Annotated in this window: 14 protein-coding genes and 4 pseudogenes; 11 read left to right on the top strand and 7 right to left on the bottom strand. The window is 36.4% G+C overall.

Annotated features, from left to right (window positions below; translation table 11 throughout):
• Window positions 1–82: 82 nt before the first annotated feature.
• Window positions 83–520: pseudogene (locus tag BC008_RS27490) on the top strand (DUF4277 domain-containing protein); the annotation flags it as partial.
• 501 nt (window positions 521–1,021) lie between these two features.
• Window positions 1,022–1,990: a transposase gene (locus BC008_RS27495; protein WP_072207774.1), complete on the top strand. Its 969-nt coding sequence runs from the start codon at window positions 1,022–1,024 to the stop codon at window positions 1,988–1,990.
• A gap of 471 nt (window positions 1,991–2,461) precedes the next feature.
• On the opposite strand, the gene BC008_RS27500 is transcribed toward BC008_RS27495, so the two are convergent.
• The 4 genes from BC008_RS27500 to BC008_RS52810 all read right to left on the bottom strand — a co-directional run bounded on the left by BC008_RS27500 (window position 2,462) and on the right by BC008_RS52810 (window position 6,307).
• Window positions 2,462–3,271, bottom strand: coding sequence for a class I SAM-dependent methyltransferase (locus tag BC008_RS27500; RefSeq protein WP_027846493.1), 810 nt, complete (start codon window positions 3,269–3,271; stop codon window positions 2,462–2,464).
• A 116-nt stretch (window positions 3,272–3,387) separates the two neighbouring features.
• On the bottom strand, window positions 3,388–4,569 hold the full coding sequence (locus BC008_RS27505; RefSeq protein WP_036268514.1) for an aminotransferase class V-fold PLP-dependent enzyme: 1,182 nt from the start codon (window positions 4,567–4,569) through the stop codon (window positions 3,388–3,390).
• Window positions 4,570–4,652: 83 nt separating this feature from the next.
• Window positions 4,653–5,693, bottom strand: coding sequence for a M29 family metallopeptidase (locus BC008_RS27510; RefSeq protein WP_036268516.1), 1,041 nt, complete (start codon window positions 5,691–5,693; stop codon window positions 4,653–4,655).
• 302 nt (window positions 5,694–5,995) lie between these two features.
• Window positions 5,996–6,307 (bottom strand): IS5 family transposase, encoded by a 312-nt coding sequence (locus BC008_RS52810; RefSeq protein WP_058184059.1) that lies wholly within the window; start codon window positions 6,305–6,307, stop codon window positions 5,996–5,998.
• Window positions 6,308–6,405: 98 nt separating this feature from the next.
• Here BC008_RS52810 and BC008_RS49735 point away from each other — a divergent pair, with 98 nt between their 5' ends.
• The 3 genes and pseudogenes from BC008_RS49735 to BC008_RS51560 all read left to right on the top strand — a co-directional run.
• A complete protein-coding gene (locus tag BC008_RS49735; protein WP_161938166.1) occupies window positions 6,406–6,573 on the top strand; it encodes a transposase in 168 nt (55 codons plus the stop codon).
• Window positions 6,574–6,587: 14 nt separating this feature from the next.
• Window positions 6,588–6,854, top strand: coding sequence for a hypothetical protein (locus tag BC008_RS27520; protein WP_153009672.1), 267 nt, complete (start codon window positions 6,588–6,590; stop codon window positions 6,852–6,854).
• 90 nt (window positions 6,855–6,944) lie between these two features.
• Window positions 6,945–7,097: pseudogene (locus BC008_RS51560) on the top strand (IS5/IS1182 family transposase); the annotation flags it as partial.
• Between the two features lie 160 nt (window positions 7,098–7,257).
• On the opposite strand, the gene BC008_RS27525 reads toward BC008_RS51560, so the two are convergent.
• A complete protein-coding gene (locus tag BC008_RS27525) occupies window positions 7,258–8,403 on the bottom strand; it encodes a hypothetical protein (protein WP_058184060.1) in 1,146 nt (381 codons plus the stop codon).
• 1,242 nt (window positions 8,404–9,645) lie between these two features.
• Here BC008_RS27525 and BC008_RS27530 point away from each other — a divergent pair.
• Window positions 9,646–10,053 carry a hypothetical protein gene (locus BC008_RS27530; protein WP_058184061.1) on the top strand — a complete coding sequence of 136 codons (408 nt, stop codon included), beginning with the start codon at window positions 9,646–9,648 and terminating at the stop codon, window positions 10,051–10,053.
• Between the two features lie 404 nt (window positions 10,054–10,457).
• On the opposite strand, the gene BC008_RS52200 is transcribed toward BC008_RS27530, so the two are convergent.
• Window positions 10,458–10,580 carry a hypothetical protein gene (locus BC008_RS52200; RefSeq protein WP_268768251.1) on the bottom strand — a complete coding sequence of 41 codons (123 nt, stop codon included), beginning with the start codon at window positions 10,578–10,580 and terminating at the stop codon, window positions 10,458–10,460.
• Window positions 10,581–10,830: 250 nt separating this feature from the next.
• Window positions 10,831–10,971 (bottom strand): hypothetical protein, encoded by a 141-nt coding sequence (locus BC008_RS48665; protein WP_153009673.1) that lies wholly within the window; start codon window positions 10,969–10,971, stop codon window positions 10,831–10,833.
• Between the two features lie 163 nt (window positions 10,972–11,134).
• Here BC008_RS48665 and BC008_RS27540 point away from each other — a divergent pair, with 163 nt between their 5' ends.
• The 5 genes and pseudogenes from BC008_RS27540 to BC008_RS47660 all read left to right on the top strand — a co-directional run bounded on the left by BC008_RS27540 (window position 11,135) and on the right by BC008_RS47660 (window position 17,469).
• On the top strand, window positions 11,135–11,830 hold the full coding sequence (locus tag BC008_RS27540; protein WP_058184062.1) for a hypothetical protein: 696 nt from the start codon (window positions 11,135–11,137) through the stop codon (window positions 11,828–11,830).
• A 254-nt stretch (window positions 11,831–12,084) separates the two neighbouring features.
• Window positions 12,085–12,189: pseudogene (locus BC008_RS48670) on the top strand (ISAzo13-like element transposase-related protein); the annotation flags it as partial.
• Window positions 12,190–12,543: 354 nt separating this feature from the next.
• On the top strand, window positions 12,544–14,703 hold the full coding sequence (gene pabB, locus BC008_RS27545; RefSeq protein ID WP_058184063.1) for an aminodeoxychorismate synthase component I: 2,160 nt from the start codon (window positions 12,544–12,546) through the stop codon (window positions 14,701–14,703).
• A gap of 922 nt (window positions 14,704–15,625) precedes the next feature.
• On the top strand, window positions 15,626–16,147 hold the full coding sequence (locus BC008_RS27550) for a ferric reductase-like transmembrane domain-containing protein (protein WP_027846138.1): 522 nt from the start codon (window positions 15,626–15,628) through the stop codon (window positions 16,145–16,147).
• 344 nt (window positions 16,148–16,491) lie between these two features.
• Window positions 16,492–17,469 (top strand): annotated as a pseudogene (locus tag BC008_RS47660) (IS701 family transposase).
• The last annotated feature ends 165 nt before the right edge of the window (window positions 17,470–17,634 follow it).

Genomic DNA, 17,634 nt, shown 5'->3' on the forward strand with positions numbered 1-17,634 from the left:
ACTGAGGAGCGGTGTAAAGCGAAAGTTTTACGCACCGTTCTGGAGACCAGTGAGGGAAGGTGACTTCCCCACTGAGTTTAACGATGATATAGGAATAGTGGAAAAAATTAACGAGATATTCTTAATAGATAAGAGAGAAAAAGTAAATACAGGAGAAGTAGTAAAAGCAATCATTTTAAATGGACTGGGTTTTGTCTCAAGACCATTATATTTATTCCCTGATTTTTTTAAAGATAAAGCGACAGAAAATTTAATAGCAGCAGGGATAAAAGCAGAAGATTTAAATGATGATAAGATAGGTAGAGTAATGGATAAGCTCTACAAATATGGGTTAAGCAAATTATTTTTAATAATAGCTTTAGAAGTAGTGAAGAAATATGAGATAGGAACAAAATATTCCTATTTAGACTCCACTTCTTTACATTTATACGGAGAATATAATAGCCAAAAAAATGGAGAGCAAGAATTAAGAATAAGACAAGAAAATCCGATTTTAATTACACAAGGATATTCTCGTGACTTAGATCTTGCACCAAGCGGGGTAAACCGTAAATATATAAATTAAACTGGTCAAACTGCTACAGTAAACAAATCAATTCTCCTCAGTGTCAGAGAGTTATAAATATTGCTTTTAAATAAAGTATTAATACTTTAGTAAGCAGGAGTATAGAAATCTTCCTAAAACTGAATTATAGAAGTGGTAGCAAATAAAAGGAAAAATTGGCAAATTTAAGATAAAAAATCTATTTGCTAACAAATTCACTCTTATTCCTGATAATTAAATGCTTTTTCTTGTTTTTTATGCCTTTTACTCTACTTATTTTGGATTAATTTCCCGTATTTTTTATGAAAATGATAATCATGGAATTGGGTGGAGAGAGCAGTCGCTGTGAGCGACTGCTCTCTCCATAAAATAGCGATTATCATTATCCTTTATGACAAAAAATTGCGGATATATGGCAAAAAACAGCAAAAAATGGGAAAAAGGGCGTGAAATTTTTCGTTAGTTAAAGCAAGAACTATGCTTGCCACCGCCCAAGAGTTAGTTTACAACCTCAAAGATTTGATGCCTACCAAGTATCAAAAAGATAACCTAGAAGCAATGTTGGGATTGTTCTTAGAAGCACAAGGACATCCATTGCCAGAACACTCTAAAACCAAGTCAGCAAGCGCTTTAAGCAGGTTTTTAAATATTAATCATTGGTCAACACGGGGAATGATTCGTATTATTAGGAACCAAATATTAGAGGTTGTTTTAAGGACTTTATTTGAGTCTGGTAAAGGACGTAGACCATTCTTACAGGTAATTGTTGACCTCACAACACTAGAAAAATGCGGAAAATTTAAGAAATTTGAGGATTTAATCTCAGTTTATAACGGAAAACGGGGGTTACATATAGTAGTGCTATATTTGGTCGTCGGAAGATGGCGAATACCATGGAGTTTCCGAGTATGGAGAGGTAAAGGTACTCCGTCACCAGTCCAACTAGGATTGAAATTAATCAAGCACTTACCAAAATTGCTGACTAAACACTTTAAGGTAGTGATTCTGGCTGATACTGGTTTTGGCAGCGCAGAGTTTATACATGGTATACGTAAGCTTAAATATCATGCAATTATAGGCGTAGCTATCAGCCGTACACTAGTTGATGGGAGGTCTTTGAGACATTTACATAAACAGGGACAACAAGTTCGCTTGGTCGGTTTAGATTTTCCCGTGACTGTCTCTTGGTATTATCTTAAACGCGATAATGGCAGGTTAGAGAAAAGAATTGTCATATCTACCAGACCCTTAAAAGCTAACACCATTAAGTGGTGGGGAAAGCGCAGGTGGCAAATAGAAGGCTGGTTTAAGACTGCAAAACACCGTTTTGGCCTGCACCGCTTTGGTCAAAATACTTTGCTTGGAATGTATCGCTGGCTCATTCTGTCTTTAACTGCTTATTTTATTGCCCATTGGACTTATTTATCGACTCACTCATATCCTTAGCACCTGATTGGGGTGAGGCTGCACAAACAGCCTTAGAATCCATCTTCCCAAAAGTAGTAGTGTCTCTTCTTTTACTTGATATTGAACGCTTAATTTCTCTTGCACGTAGTTGTGGTTTTGACATCTATATTTCCAGGTGCAAGATCTAAGTTTCTGTTCCTAGATACCAGCAAGAACGTTGTTTTGCTTGGTATCAACGTAAATATCGTCGTCTAGTTGTTCGCTGGGAACGTCAAGCAGTATATTTTGATGCATTTATTGACCTTGCCACTATTCATATTTGGATTCAAAGATTTTTATTAGTGGGATAGGTTCATTCCAATCAAAATTAGAAAAAATCCTCCAACCATTACAGGATTTAGAGAAATATCTACACTGAGAAGTCACAGTCACGTTCGTGGCTAAAGCCACGCGTCCAAGCCGTTCTTAGGGGGGAAAGGGATAGCAATATCCCTGACCTACCCGACCTATCTAACGTTTTGCCGAAGCACGGTAGATAACAGCCGTTGCAGCACTCTCTGGTTGATCTGGAATACTTCGAAAGAACTCCAAACCAGACCGTAATCGCTCTGGATTCTTTCCTAATTTTTGTATCATATGATTAATTGTCGATTCTATAACACAGTAAAGCCACTCAACAAAATCACGTAGATCTTCATTCTCCGAGCTACGAAAGTAATGTATTCCCAATGGAGTGTTAGTAACTTTGCCGAACCCAGCCGAGAGTAAGAGCGGTCCTAATATTCTCCCTATATGCGGTTGACCATCAGTGTGTTCGAAGAGTTCGTACAATGACTTTTGTAGGTATCTGTAATCGATTGTATCAGGCCAAATAAGGAAATTCATATAGTCAGTTTCAGTTAGGGTGATTGTGCCACCGGGTTTTAGAACACGATAAGCTTCGCGCAAAACCGCTTTTGGATCTGAAACGTGTTCCAGTACCCACATAATGTAGACGTGATCAAAATTCGCATCTGGCCAAGGAAGTTGTTTCGCATCACCTACACGAAGGTCAGCATTATGTAGACCAATATTACTCAAATATTTGCGAGCATGCTCGATTTGGGTGGGATTTAAGTCAACTCCAGCCAGATTTATATTTGGGAAAGCTTTCCCAAGTACACCTAGTACTGCTCCCACTCCGCAACCGATCTCTAGTAAATGTTCACCAGCAGGAAAGTGTAAATCTTTTAGTATCAATTTATCTTGCCAATATTTAGCCTGTTTAACTAAACGTTGTTGCTCCTCGGTTGAGTAACCATGAACATACCCTGTCGACAAACTACACCTCCAATTTAGTAATACATTTAAATGCTAAAGTTGACTTAAGGATGTATCGATGAAAAGTGGCTCTATTGATAGCCGAAACCGATGCCAATCGAGCTAAGTTTTCGTTCCTAATTGCGGCGAAATTGATGTAATGCATCAATTAGTGCATTCATGTCGTCTTCGTCATTATATATGTTTGGTGAAATTCGTATAGACTGACCACGTACAGAAATTAAAACTTTGTTTCTATTCAAAATACTTTGTAACTTTTTTATTTCCACATACTTTGGTATATCAACACCAATTATATGATCTGCTCTATTATCTTTTTCAGGCACTAAGAATCCAAGCTCACCCATTTGGTTAATTAATTTATCGTTCATTAAATTGCAGCAATAAGTTTGAATATTTTTAATATCCCACTCGAGTAGCTGCTCAAGTGCTCTGACAAGCATAGGAAGCAAAATGAAGTTGCTTACTTCACCGACATCGTACCGAATTGCCTTGGGACGATATTCATACTTATAGTTAACTAGGTCGGGGAAACAATTGCTATCAACTCGATTCAGCCAGTTTTCTTCGAGTGGTATCCCAGCTAGGTAACGAGAGCCAAAGTAAGCAACGCCAATAGAATAAGGACCCATAAGCCACTTATAAGCTGCGCAGATAAGAGCATCCGGTTGGATCTCGGATACGTTTAGAGGAAGCGCTCCAACAGATTGGGTACCATCTACGATGAAAGCCGCTCCATACTTGCGAGCAAGTTGACCGATTTCTTTAAGCTTAAAAAGTGTTCCATCCATCCAGTGAACATGTCCCAGTGTTACAAGAGCAGTATTTCTGTCTATAGATTCTAAAATTTTTTCGTTCCATAGGTTACCGTAGTTGTTAAAAGTTCTATCAGGTTTAACTACCCTCAATTCTAAACCGTATTTCTGGCATACTTTATGCCAAGTATAAACATTAGAGGGCATCTGATCAGACGTGATGACAATATTTTGACCGCGTCTAAAATTTGTGTTTTTTGCAATTATTGCCATTCCATAAGAAACAGAGGGTATGATCGCTATCTGATGAGAATTTGAAATATTAATTATTCTGGCAAAAAGATTACGTATTTTTTCGCTATCTTCAAAAAAATCTGTAGATTTTAGAGCGTTAGGAATTCTTTTCCGTTGCATACCAATAATTCCTGCCTCTTCAACACTCTTTGATAGTGGAGACATATAGGCACAATTGAGATAGTGAGCATCATCCAACTGAAATAGTGATTTCTTGCACAAACTTGAATTTTCTATAGTAGGATGCATAACTTATAACTAACCGAAACAGAACATGAAGCTTTTATTTTTTTCAAAAGAGCAAAGACAAATTAACTTTGAATAAGTACAAACTACTTCATTCCTCCAAATACCAATTCGTCTTTATCAGAAAGTACTTTTATAGATGGACAAATAATATCCAGATGATACTGAGTGTGTGGAATCAATCCAAGCCCAAAATGGACTGTTCCATTAATATTGTTAGCATATACCTCATTCATAGCAGAGTTTCCAGGAAATAGTTTCAAATGGCGATTAACTCCAAAACCAATTTCGATAATTATCCTGTACCTGGAATCTACATCAAACATAGCTTGCAGCATATCTACAGCAGATTGAGCAGATGGATCAGATGCTTCTATATTAGTAATAACGCCCTCGTGTACACTTGCAATTACAGCGTGATTTCGCATAGCATACAGTGCTTGAAAAATTCGTTCCTGGTCATCCGGAAGAAATGAAGGTGTACCTGAATGTAATACGGGAATTCCTTTTAATGCTAACTTTCCATTAATATCAAGTTTAACATTTAAATTCAAGGTAAAAATATCTACTGGCAGAACGCTAATTTCTCCTGATGGGAATAATTGTTGTTCTCCCCATTGCAGTTCTCCTATTTGTTCATGCCACTGTATGCCATCATCTAAATGCCTAAATATGGTAACAGTTTTACATTTCTCATCTACAAACTTAAGATGACTAGCAGCTTCTCCTTTCGCAAAAAATTGCTCAGAAATTTTCTCTTGCTCGTAGGGATCAGTTTTTTCACCACATTCTAGGAAATGTTCTATTGATTCTACTGATGTAGGGGTGGAATTGCAAGCCATAATACAGAGCTTTCTGTGTTGTCCAAGATGCTCTGGCTCAGGTGAACGAAAATAACAATCTGGGGTAATCACAAGAATGTGAGCTGGTTCAGGAATTAACTCGCTCAGTATTCTTGAAAAATTATCTCCTTTATCATATGAAATTATTTTGTAATCTTTGTAGTGATTTTCATACTCAATTTTTATCTTATCTAATAACCTGGAATTGGTTACAACATAAAATACATTTCCTTTTCCATTACCAAATTGACGCAAACGCTCAGGATGTATTGTAATCTTTGACATTTTTCAATCCTCCTAATTTCTTATTTGATATCTTCTAAGATTCTTATTTAGACCTAAAAAAAACCAGATTTCCAAACAGATTCATAAGCCTTTTAGGAAAGCATTCATTTTTGGAAGATTACCGTTTATACCAAAATATTATAGGAAATCGAGGTACTATAATTCTCAGATATTGCACCTCTGGGCGTAAAATACTAAAACCTCAAAATTACCGCAATAAAGGGCTTTGTTGCATAAATGAGTGGAAATTTAATTTCCCCTCTCAATGTCGTTTACCAACCCCATGTTGACGTACTTCCCATTCACCTAAAGCCCGGAGGGCATGCGCTTGCGCGAACTCCATATATCTTTGTTGAATGGTCTGGCACTGGGATATCAATTCCCATGAGAGTAAAAATTGAGTTGACAAAGCCTTCTGTTTGCCGTTCTGCAAGTTTAAATAAGGACTGTAGCATTGCCATTAGTTCTATTGCTAGATCACTGTACTTCTTTGAGGCACCTTTTCGTACAGTTTTCTCCTTATTGAACCACTGCTCAATCATGCCCTCCGCCATCCAAAATGTTAGACTACCCCGTTGTTTCAGGGCTGCATCATACTGCGACCAATTTCCCACTCGGTATTGAGATTTCTTATTGGACTTGGATATGGCACACAGAATATTCCCAAACTCAGACTCACAATTACATTATTTTCTCCTTTTAGGATTCATTTATGCAACAAAGCCTACCCGAATTATTAGAGCAGGTTGAGTCGTATATTGAACAAGTATCTGGTGATGAGGGTTATGACACATTTAATTGTTACGACACAATCATACAACGGGAAGCTAAAGCAGTGATTCCACCTCGTAGTAACGCTAAGATTGCTGTAACATACTAACTGTAAAGAAAGTATTGCCCCATCCACAGGATGAAACTATAGGAAGGGTGGGTGAAGTTGGATCTAAGCAATGGAAACAGGAGAGTGCTTATCATAGACGTTCTTTATCAGGAAAGGCAGAAGTTCGTAGGCAGAAGGCAGAAGGTCTAGAGCCTGCGGCGTCGGCTGAAGCCTCTGCCGTAGAGCTTCTGGCGACCGCAGGGAGCAAGGGTTTAAGACCCCCACCAAAATTTCCATTTTGGTGGCTTGCAATTGGTAGTGGGTCGGTTAGCGCAGCGTGACCGCAGGTCTAGCCCCTACCATATTGCTCCCTTCTGCCTTCTGCCCTCTGCCCTCTGTCTTCTTCACCTGTTTGCGTAGCATTCTGCAGGGAAACCAGGATATTCCGTCTCAAAACCATTTTTGGGGGTAAGTTAAGACGACGCTTTTTTGAGAAGCAAGCTGTTGAATTATTTCTGCAATGTGCTGCCCTTAACCGCATGGTTCATTTGGGCAAGCCAGAAAGCTACAAGGTGGAAGACTAATTACTAACTTTTCCAAGGAAAGGTGTGTTTTTTTCTCATTCATGCAATAAAGCCGTCATTCTCAAGAAACTCAGTTCTTCTTCTTGCTGCGAAATATGACTTATTGTAATTTCTTAATCCTTCCAATAAGTGAGAACAAATTCCTTCCTTAGGAATCCTCTTATCCAAGACATGGACATTGTGCAACCCTTTGAGAAACAATCTTCCTTGTTTGTTTTTCGTTCTCTCTCTTGCTACCATTTAAATGACTTCCTAGGATGACTTCATCATTTTTACCAAGCACTTTGATGTTTGGGCATATAAGATCCAGATGATATTGGGTGTGAGGCAACATTCCAAGACCAAAATGAACACAACCATTATCACCACCATAAACCTCATTCATGGCAGAGTTTTGTGTGAATATTTCAAGATGTTTGTTTATAGCAAATCCAATCTCGAATATTTGCCTGAATCTAGAATCAACTGTAAACATACTTTCCAGCATCTCTAATGCTGGCTTCGCGGATGAATGGGTAGCTTTTATATCAACAACTATACCTTCTTTTACAGTTGCAATAACAGCATGCTCATTGAAGGTAGAAAGTTTTTGATAAATTCGTTCTTGGTCTGAGCGTAAGAAAGAGGGAGGTCCGGAGTGAACTACTGGATAACCCTTTAAAGGTATTTCCCCATTTAAATCAAATTTTGAGTTAGAAAGCCTATCTAATTTTCTTTCTGTATCGTTTACTGCATCATTTAAACCAACCAGAAAACAAGCGATTTCTCCTGATGGGAAAATCTGTTGCTCACCCCAATTCATCACACCTAATTGTTCATGCCACGTATAAGTATCATGTAAATGGTGGAATTTAGCTATCGTCTGATATTCTTCATCAATCAGCTTTAAGACGTTAGCAGATTCACCCCGCTCAAAAAACTGATTGGCAGTTTTTTCCTGCTCTTTAGGATCTGTCTTTTCACCACATCTTAGAAAGTGTTCAATAGCTTCAATTGAAGTCGGAGCAGAATTACAAGGAAATATCAAAAGCTTACGATTTCCAGCTAAATTATTCGGATGTACAGATTCAAACAAGCATTCTGGTGCGATAACAAGAATATGAGCATATTCACTAATTTGTTCTCGTAATATTTTCAGGAAGCTATCACCCGGATCATAAGTTAATTTTTTGAAATCCTTATAGCTTTTATCTGGTATTATGCTGAACAAATTCAACAAACTGGAATTAGTGACTAAATAAAAAGTGCTGCCTTCTACTTCTCCAAATTGACGAAAACGACTGGGATAGATAGGTATTGTATTCATAATGTCATTTTGATAATTCAATAATTACAAATTTGTAAGAATTGACAGTGATAAAGAGATTAAAATCTTGCAATTCGCAAATAAAGCGGTAATTTGGCGGTAATTTGAGTGAATTCCAGCATATCAACATATATATATGTTGATATGCTGGAATAATTTGTTCCAGTTAAACCCAATACGGTTCAGTTAAACATTTTTGTAGGTTGGGTTAAACGACAGCACAACCCAAAAAACCTGATAAATGTTGGGTTTTGTTCCTCAACCCAACCTACAAAAATGTTAATATTTAGCCTTAACTGAACCGTATTGCAGTTAAACCGACTAGGGCTGCATGAAGTTTTTGGTATCATGAGAAGAATGAATGAAAATAAAAAGTCAAATGAGGCTTTATACTCTTTTCACGCTATACTCAGAATGATAAATTTACTTTGGTAATGCAAGTCCCTTAAGCTTGCTTGATTAACCAAGCAAAGAGCCAGTATATTGACCGTTCTTTTTGCGATTCTTCATGGTTACACTTCCTTTGTAATGAGAGACAAGTTTAGTTAAGTTTGCTTGCTTGATTAACCAAGCAAAGAGCCAGTATATTGACCGTTCTTTTTGCGATTCTTCATGGTTACACTGCACTAAATGCATTAACTAAACACTTAAAAAACATCAACTAAGATGTTACCTGTTCAAATACTAGCTTATTTTTTTTTCCCTTGAAACAGATATTGCAGTTTGTATATTTAAAATAATTATATTTTTTATCTATTTTAATAGTTGACTACAAGATATAAATATAGTAAGTGTTATGTATTTTTTAGTGCCACTTTAATAGGTATAGATAGTTACATCTCTAAAAATAGATAGATAAATAAAAACTAATTTTTTGGATACAATTACACGGTTTTTTAGATATGAATTGGCAAGAAATATTCTATTTTTTGGTTTAAGCAACAAGTAGTATAAGATGCAGAGTAAGCTCAAGAAAAATTAAGACAAATGTTGTATAAAGCAAGAATTATGACTATATTAAGCTTTAAATCTCAGCAGTATTACACTTGATTTTCAATATTGTTGATAATAGTCTCTCCTTATCAATCATTATGTTTACCCTGACATAAAATGTTTTAACATATACCATTTTAATATTGGAGACCTATTGATTAAATTTATGGAGTGTATGGGTAGTTAAACAGAAATATCAGAATAATTAATAAAAAATAGTGCTTTACAAAAAAAAATATTCATTATTTTATGGCAAGTAAGCTTAAACATAAAGCACAGAAGCGTCAAGAGGATTTACATCAACGTATAGATTCGATTGCATCTGTTAAAGAACGCCTCGAACAAGAAAGACAAGATATATTTGACTCCGGCTGTGTTGCTCCGCCCGGATATTGGATTGCTCGTTATCTTGCTAAAGGAAGAAAGGATTACTACTCGTACTATAAATTACAGGCTACTGAAACGATGTTTACAACAAAGACTGATGGTAAGCTTTCTAAGTACAAGCACTTGGGGAAAGCTGGTAGCAAGCTTTACTTAGAAGCCTTAGAGCAAATAAATCGTCGGGCTAAAATCGAAGCTTTAGATCGCTCGCTCGAAACAATTAAGCAGGGATTAAAAGATTTACTCGAAGAAACTTCCAAATATAAGAAGTAACTTAGTTCGCGATTTAGGATCACGAACCAATCTGGCTTTTCCACATCCCGTGAAAAGTCAGGTGGGTTTAGGAGTAATCAATACTGATCCGTGATAAGGCATTTTTTATACAGAAAAAAAGTTAATTATTTTGAAAAGATTATTCATTGATCTTAGTTAATAGACCATTTAGACTTAACATATTAAAAACTTTTGTAAGTTGAGGGAAAAATAGGGGTTACAGCCAATGCTTTTGGTCAAGTTTCTTGGATCTATCTGTTTGACTTGCTGCCAATACTCACTTCTAAGTTTTTGGACTCTTTGCGTCTTCCCTTGGAAGACGCACGGCTAGCGCCACGAAGACTGGTGCGTAACGTCTTTTTTTAATATTAGTGTTAATTTTTGCAAGGTACGACACATAGTATTTATACTTTTTGGTAGTTGTAATTAATACTCCAATATTCACAGTATTCGAGTAAGGTTGCATCTGGGTATTTTTCAACCATTGCAGCTATTTGAACTTCACATCCATCTAACTCACCCTTCATTGACCCACCTTGTGGTTTGGGTTTTACATGACCGACTTCGTCGGAAGGAAGAAGGAAGACGAAAGAGGGAAGATGTCAATAAGCGCGTTTTCCAAAAAAATCTTCCTTCCTTCCGACAGGAAAGGATGCAAGCCCCGTCCTTCCAGGACCCAGAAGGTTATGACTAACGTCACGCTACGCTAAGGGAGGAGTACAAGCTTCTTCCAAACATAAAACCTTCTTCCTTCTTCCCTCTTCCTTCGTTGTGACCTTAATTCTTCTTCATCAAGAGCAGTTTTTGTACAAAACTTTTGGCTACACCGAACCTGGAAGCGACTTTTCTAACGGAGGTATCACCTTGCTCATAAGCTTGTACTATTTTTTCTCGTAAGTCTATGGAGTAAGCTTTCATTTTACCCGTTGACACACCAGAACTAGTGCACCTCACTTACCTGCAATATGCTGTATTTTACACGTAGAAGAGGTTGTAGACGAAGCGCGAAATTGTTTTCGTATTTCCAAAATATTTGCACCTTTAAGATTAAGCAGCAAATTTATCAATAAAGGAACCCACTATGAAAGTAATTGAAGATTACATTGCACCAAAGCAAGCTCAGTTTGTTCAGCATCCGTTCTTTGAAAAAATTGCCAAGAGTGATTCTTTGGAACAACTTACCTCAATTGCTCAATGTATAGCTTTTTGGACCATGACCTTCCAAGATATCCTTCGATTAAACGAAGTACGCTTCACAAACCCAAAGCTCCGTGAGATTGCCCAACTTCACCGGATTGAGGATGGGGGTCACGATATATGGTTCTTGGACGATATAAATGAAATGAATGTTGAGGAGCCGAAGCTTAATGTTATATATGATGTGTACAATCGTAACCATAACTCCACACGCGACGCTTCTTACGCGCTCGTCTCCGAAGTCTTCCGGGCTTACAACGATTACGAGCGGATCGCCCTTTTAATGACTATCGAGACCACAGCAAATTCCTTCTTCCAAGCTACTGCAGATTTAACCGAACGCGTTGGTTATTCCAGCGTTCTTAAATACTTCTCTTACTACCACCTTAGAGTTGAAGAAAGCCATGAATCCCTTAATGAGAATATTGAAAGTTCCTTCGACAATATCCAACTTACTCAAAGCGAAGAAAGGAATATCTTTGAATTGATTGACCGTGCCTACAAAGCTTTTACAGTGATGTTCGATGGTTTATATGCTGTGCTAGAGTTACTGGATAAGCAGAAAAAACTTCTAATATAAAGACTTTTAGTAGATCGAAAACTTTTGTAAAAAATAACTTCCCAATAATTTTCGGTTGTGCATCAGCAAAGTGTGGGATAGGTAATCAGATCATCCCAATTCCAAGGAGCAGTAGCTAACCCGGCTCTCATGACAGCAGTATTTCCCTTGCGACTATGAACCCAAATCCAGTTGAAATAGGTAAAGACTAATCTTACAGTTGTTTCTGTCTGCTCCCATATCGCGGGAAAATTTATTCTGGCGATTATGCCAACATTTACAAAACTGGTATCAAAGTCTCTGACCGAAAAATGAAACAACTTAATTTACACAAAGACAACTCTCATGGTGAATGGAATTATTACATCACACTAAATTAGGAAGTTATTTTTGCGGGTATCCTAATTGAGCAATAAATTTGTTGCTATGCTTTCTAACTCTAGTGACTATAATCAATCCACTTCCTTTTTTTCCATGCTTATGTGTCTTGTGATGACTGTATAAAGGGCATTCCATAGATAGTGATGATTATTTTTTCTTTACTATCATATCCCCACACACTTCTTTGACGCACTACCCTGGCTTTTTAGAACGAAATTTTGATACAGTTTTTTTACAACCCTGGGATTATTGCGGTGAACACGTGACACTAACAGAGACAGTACCTAACTTACACGAATTAGAGCCTTAACTGAACCGTATTGATCTATAAACACCCTCTAAGAAGAAAATCTATGAAGACACTGCTTATTGATAACTACGATTCTTATACTTTCAATCTCTACCAGATGCTCGCAGAAGTAAATGAAGAACTCCCTATCGTTATCCGTAATGATAAAGCTAATTGGTCTGAGTTGAAAAAACTAGAATTTGATAATGTAGTAATTTCTCCTGGTCCTGGAAATCCAAAGAAAGAAAAAGACTTCGGTATCTGTAGACAGGTTATTCAGGATATAGAAGTACCCTTGCTTGGTGTTTGCCTTGGTCACCAGGGGTTGGGTTATGTATTTGGTGGAGATGTTATACATGCTTCACAAGTAATGCACGGACGATTGAGTGAAATCTACCATAATGAGACTGATCTCTTTGAAGGTATTCCTCAAGGTTTCTCAGTTGTACGTTATCACTCCTTAATTGTTTCAGAAGTATTACCTGAGTGTTTGGAGAAAGTTGGTTGGACTAAGGACAAAATAGTGATGGCGCTACGCCATAAAGACCGCCCGCTTTGGGGTGTACAATTTCACCCAGAATCTATCTGCACTAAGTATGGTTATTACTTGCTACAGAATTTTAGAAATATAACTAAGAAGTACTCTCAAAAAAGATCAGTAGTAAAAGTAAATGATGATAATTTTTCCATTATTCCCAAAGGTAGTTCGTATTACCCGCAGCAGAATAATGAATATGAAGTTTACAGTAAAAAACTTGATATTTATCTAGATACAGAGCAGGTGTTTGTGCATTTATTTGGGGAAAAATCGATCGCTTTTTGGCTTGATAGCAGTCAAGTAGAGCAAGGTCTTTCTCGCTTTTCTTTCATGGGAGATAGTAATGGTCCCAATAGTCTACTGGTTCAATACTATGCCCACTCTGGAAAATTGGCCATTACTCAGTCAGGCAAATTGACGTTTCGTAAGGAAAGTATTTTCGATTATCTAAAGCGTGAGACTGATAATCTATATTGTAAGTCCGATGAACTACCATTTGACTTCAACTGTGGATTCGTTGGTTACTTTGGTTACGAACTTAAGGTGGAATGTAATGCAACTTTGAAGCATATTTCGCAGCTTCCTGATGCGACTTTTCTCTTGTCTGATCGTATCATTGTGTTCGATCACCAAGAACAAACTACTTACTTACTTTGCTTTGCTAGAAAAGAACAAAATGGAGAGGTAGAAGCCTGGTTCAAGACTATAGAGGAACAACTTCGTATTTTACCTCCCTTACCTCCAAATACATCAATTTATAGTCAACAACCAGTAACTTTTAATTTAAGTAGATCCTACCAGGAATACATCGATAACATCCAAGATTCCATGCGTGAAATCACTGAAGGGGAAACATACGAAGTCTGTCTAACTAATAAAATTTCTACAAATGTTAGCCCTGATCCATTAACACTTTATAGAAACTTACGCTTAATAAATCCAGCACCTTATTCGGCATTTCTACGATTTGATACTTTTACTATTCTCAGTTCCTCCCCAGAGCGTTTTTTGAAAATAAACGGTGAACGCTGGGTAGAATCAAAACCGATTAAAGGAACTAGAGCACGTGGGAAGACTTTAGAAGCAGATGCTGATATTTGTGAAAGTCTACGTAGTGAAGAAAAAGATCGTGCTGAAAACTTAATGATTGTAGATCTTTTACGTAATGATTTAGGATTAGTATGTGAAATAGGTAGCGTACATGTTCCAAAATTAATGGACGTAGAAACTTATGCGACAGTGCACCAATTGGTAAGTACTATTCGTGGTCGTTTACGTCCAGATATGAGAGCCATTGATTGTATTCGAATGGCATTTCCTGGTGGCTCAATGACTGGAGCTCCTAAACTAAGAACTATGGAGATTATTGATAGGCTCGAGCAAGAAGCACGTGGTATTTACTCAGGAGCAATTGGATTTTTAGGGTTAAATGGTACAACAGACCTCAATATTACCATACGCACTGCAGTAGTTACTCCTGGTAATATATCTATTGGTGTAGGAGGAGCAATTGTTGCTCTATCCGATCCCCAGATAGAATTTGATGAAACTCTTATCAAAGCACAGGCTTTAATACATGCTATTTTACTCACAGTTCATGGTAAAATTGACTCAAATCAATATCAAATTTTAGGTTCAAAGATCCAAAAGGATAAGGTTACTGAGTTTGGGACAAGTGCTGCTTGAAAGCGCTCAATGGCCAAAACATTACTCTCTTTAATGGAAGAAACAGTATCAACAGAAACGGCTTTGTTGCATGAATGAGAAAAAGATACACCTTTCCTTGTCAGATTCGGTAAATTAGTCTTCCACTTTGTAGCTGTCTGGCTTGCTCAAATGAATTATGCGTTTAAGTGCAGCACATTGGAGAAATAGACTTAAAATATAGCGAAAGATTTCTTTACAATCCCTTAATTCACAGTTTAGAAACAGTATGAAGTACTTCGAGCCTTCTACATAGATGGTTGCTTAGCCGCTGAGGTGGCTGACTAGTTTGGCTACACCCTATCGTCATTTTATTAGGAAAGGCAGTCCCGATGAAAAAAAAATTTGCATCACCAAACACCTAAGTCGTGTACTTGTTTTCTGTTCCTTCCTCATGCTCCCTTCTGTCCTCTAACTTCTAACTAAAGGGGCAAGCTCTAGGCTCCCCATCAATCAGATTTTCGTAAGTATGCTCGGCGTTGGTTGGTCAAGCAGGAAATTTACGATACTATTCAATTTTTCCATCTCAACCGGCTTTCTTCCTCGATGTTGATCAATCAATGTTGACTTTGACCTAACAATGTCCATTCTTACTCATAATCTCTATCGTCTGCTGGCATTGGATTTAGAGGGCTGTTCTTACCTCAACCTAACCTCTCTGTTTGAGAAGTTTATCTGTAATTCTGGGCAGATTCGTATCTGTGAAGATATCATCAAGGTCACTATGAAGAAGAAACGGCATTTGCCGATCTTACTCAAGGCTCTCGAACCGTTCTAAAACGAACCGATTACCTGGATGGGAAATTGACAGCTCAGCTTCATGGCTGATTCGTCCTCATAGCTACCTTATTTAGGGGCTGTTTTTCATCATGAAAATTCATGTTAAAAATTAAATGTAACGTAAATGAATACATTATCATTAGCTAATACTCTAGGATTCTTGGCATTATTTACATACATAACCACACTTCTTCCTACAATTCTGAAGATTATTTTTCCTAGAATACAAAAGATTGAAATTCATCAATTTTTATGTAAATATCGTCGCTTTATTGGTATATTAACTTTCTTTTTTGCTTTAGGTCATGGATTTTTAATGATACAAAAAAGAAATTTTGATGTTTTTGATACGAAAACATATTGGATTTATTTACAAGGAATTGTTACCCTCATAATTTTTACACTTTTAGCTATAACTTCTAACAATTGGAGTGTCAGGAGACTGAAAAAAAACTGGAAAAAATTGCATAGACTCACTTACTTAGCAATATTTATTTTAATTTGGCATATTTTGGATAAAATGTCAGGTAAGTGGACATATTTAACACCTATTGGAATTGTAGCTATTGCAGGAACAATATTTTTATTTTTCATCCGAATCTGGATTGAATATAAAAACAAACAAAAAAAACAAAAAGTAAAATAACCTAAGCAAATTTACCAATAAATTATCATTAAATACTAAAAATTCAAATGGTAACCTTTTCAAGGTATCTATTTTTGAGTCTTAGTTTTGGGATAAAATTTTAATTTTAGAAATATGATATGACTTCACCAAAAATTTTGCCATGATGGATTATTTATACTTCCCATTCAGGACTTACGCAACTGTCACAATGCGATCGTGACTAAATAATATACATGTACTAATTAGACAAAAATGTGTTTTATTGGTTTGACTCGAATTAATAACAATAATTAATGATGCATCTTGTTATTCAAGATTTGATGAGACAATTTGCGGAGGGTGTATCAGAAAATGTGAGGGCGATGAAGTTTACAAAACTAGATTATTGCCAATATTTACTTAACAGCCAAATTAATTATACTATTGCTAACCTCGCAGAACATTTAGAAAATATTAGTCATGATAAAATCAATTACTATTTGAAAAATGAAAAGTTAACTCCTCGTTTACTTTGGGATAATGTCAAGAATTTAATAGTAATTGATGAAGATGCTTATATTATATTTGATGATACGGTTGTAGATAAAAGATTTTCCTTCGAAATAGAAATAGTTAGAAGACAATATAGTGGTAATGAACATGGTATTATCAGGGGAATTGAAATAGTAAGTTACATATTTGTTAATCCTAAAACGTTACAATTTTGGGTAATAAACTACCGTATTTTTAATACCAAAAATGATGAGTTAATTAAAATTGACCATGTTAAAAATATGCTTTTAGGCCTTGTATATCAAAAAATCTGCCTTTTAACATGATTTTAATGGATACGTGGTATGCAGTCAAAAGTTTAATGCTTTATATAGATAGTCTAGATAAGATTTATTATTGTCCTTTAAAAACTAATCGTTTGGTAGATGATAGTTTTGGTAAAGAAAAATATAAAAATATAGAATTTTTAGAATAGAGTAATGAAGAATTAGAATGTGGTGAAATAATAAAAATTAAAGGGTTACCTGCTGATAATAAAGTGAAACTTTTCCGGGTATCTGTCTCTACCGACAAAACGAATTATGTCGCGACTAATGACTTATCCCAAATTTCTACGGATSTTGTACCTTATTGTGTGCAATATTCATTGGAAAATAGAGAAATTCCACCGATAAATAAAGCAATTAACTGGTATTGAATCATACTAATGTCGTAAAGCCCGTCTTCAAAGAAATCATATTGCTTGTGCTATGTTGGTTTGGGTTAGGCTAAAAAGTTTAGCCTATAAAACAGGTCAAACTATTTACAAAATAAAGCATAATTTACTTTCAAATTATCTAATTGAGTAACTGAAACGCCCTAATGTTGCTATATCTATAATTTAATTTTTTAGGCGCTCGGTGCGCGCCCGGCGCACCATTGCTTATGACAGTTGCGTAAGTCCTGCCATTATTTAAAAGATAGTTACTACCCCTTGAAGAGATTATCAACTTCTCGCAGTGAATATGGAAAGT

Source organism: Mastigocoleus testarum BC008 (assembly GCF_001456025.1).
GTDB classification, from domain to species: Bacteria; Cyanobacteriota; Cyanobacteriia; order Cyanobacteriales; family Nostocaceae; genus Mastigocoleus; species Mastigocoleus testarum.

What these genes read in the sequence shown, in the direction of transcription:
- BC008_RS27525 (WP_058184060.1), bottom strand. Translation starts at nt 8,403, where the DNA reads ATGAATACAATACCTATCTATCCCAGTCGTTTTCGTCAATTTGGAGAA.
- BC008_RS27495 (WP_072207774.1), top strand. Translation starts at nt 1,022, where the DNA reads ATGCTTGCCACCGCCCAAGAGTTAGTTTACAACCTCAAAGATTTGATG.
- BC008_RS49735 (WP_161938166.1), top strand. Translation starts at nt 6,406, where the DNA reads ATGCAACAAAGCCTACCCGAATTATTAGAGCAGGTTGAGTCGTATATT.
- BC008_RS48665 (WP_153009673.1), bottom strand. Translation starts at nt 10,971, where the DNA reads ATGAAAGCTTACTCCATAGACTTACGAGAAAAAATAGTACAAGCTTAT.
- BC008_RS27550 (WP_027846138.1), top strand. Translation starts at nt 15,626, where the DNA reads ATGAATACATTATCATTAGCTAATACTCTAGGATTCTTGGCATTATTT.
- BC008_RS27510 (WP_036268516.1), bottom strand. Translation starts at nt 5,693, where the DNA reads ATGTCAAAGATTACAATACATCCTGAGCGTTTGCGTCAATTTGGTAAT.
- BC008_RS52200 (WP_268768251.1), bottom strand. Translation starts at nt 10,580, where the DNA reads ATGAAGGGTGAGTTAGATGGATGTGAAGTTCAAATAGCTGCAATGGTT.
- BC008_RS27540 (WP_058184062.1), top strand. Translation starts at nt 11,135, where the DNA reads ATGAAAGTAATTGAAGATTACATTGCACCAAAGCAAGCTCAGTTTGTT.
- pabB (WP_058184063.1), top strand. Translation starts at nt 12,544, where the DNA reads ATGAAGACACTGCTTATTGATAACTACGATTCTTATACTTTCAATCTC.
- BC008_RS27505 (WP_036268514.1), bottom strand. Translation starts at nt 4,569, where the DNA reads ATGCATCCTACTATAGAAAATTCAAGTTTGTGCAAGAAATCACTATTT.
- BC008_RS27530 (WP_058184061.1), top strand. Translation starts at nt 9,646, where the DNA reads ATGGCAAGTAAGCTTAAACATAAAGCACAGAAGCGTCAAGAGGATTTA.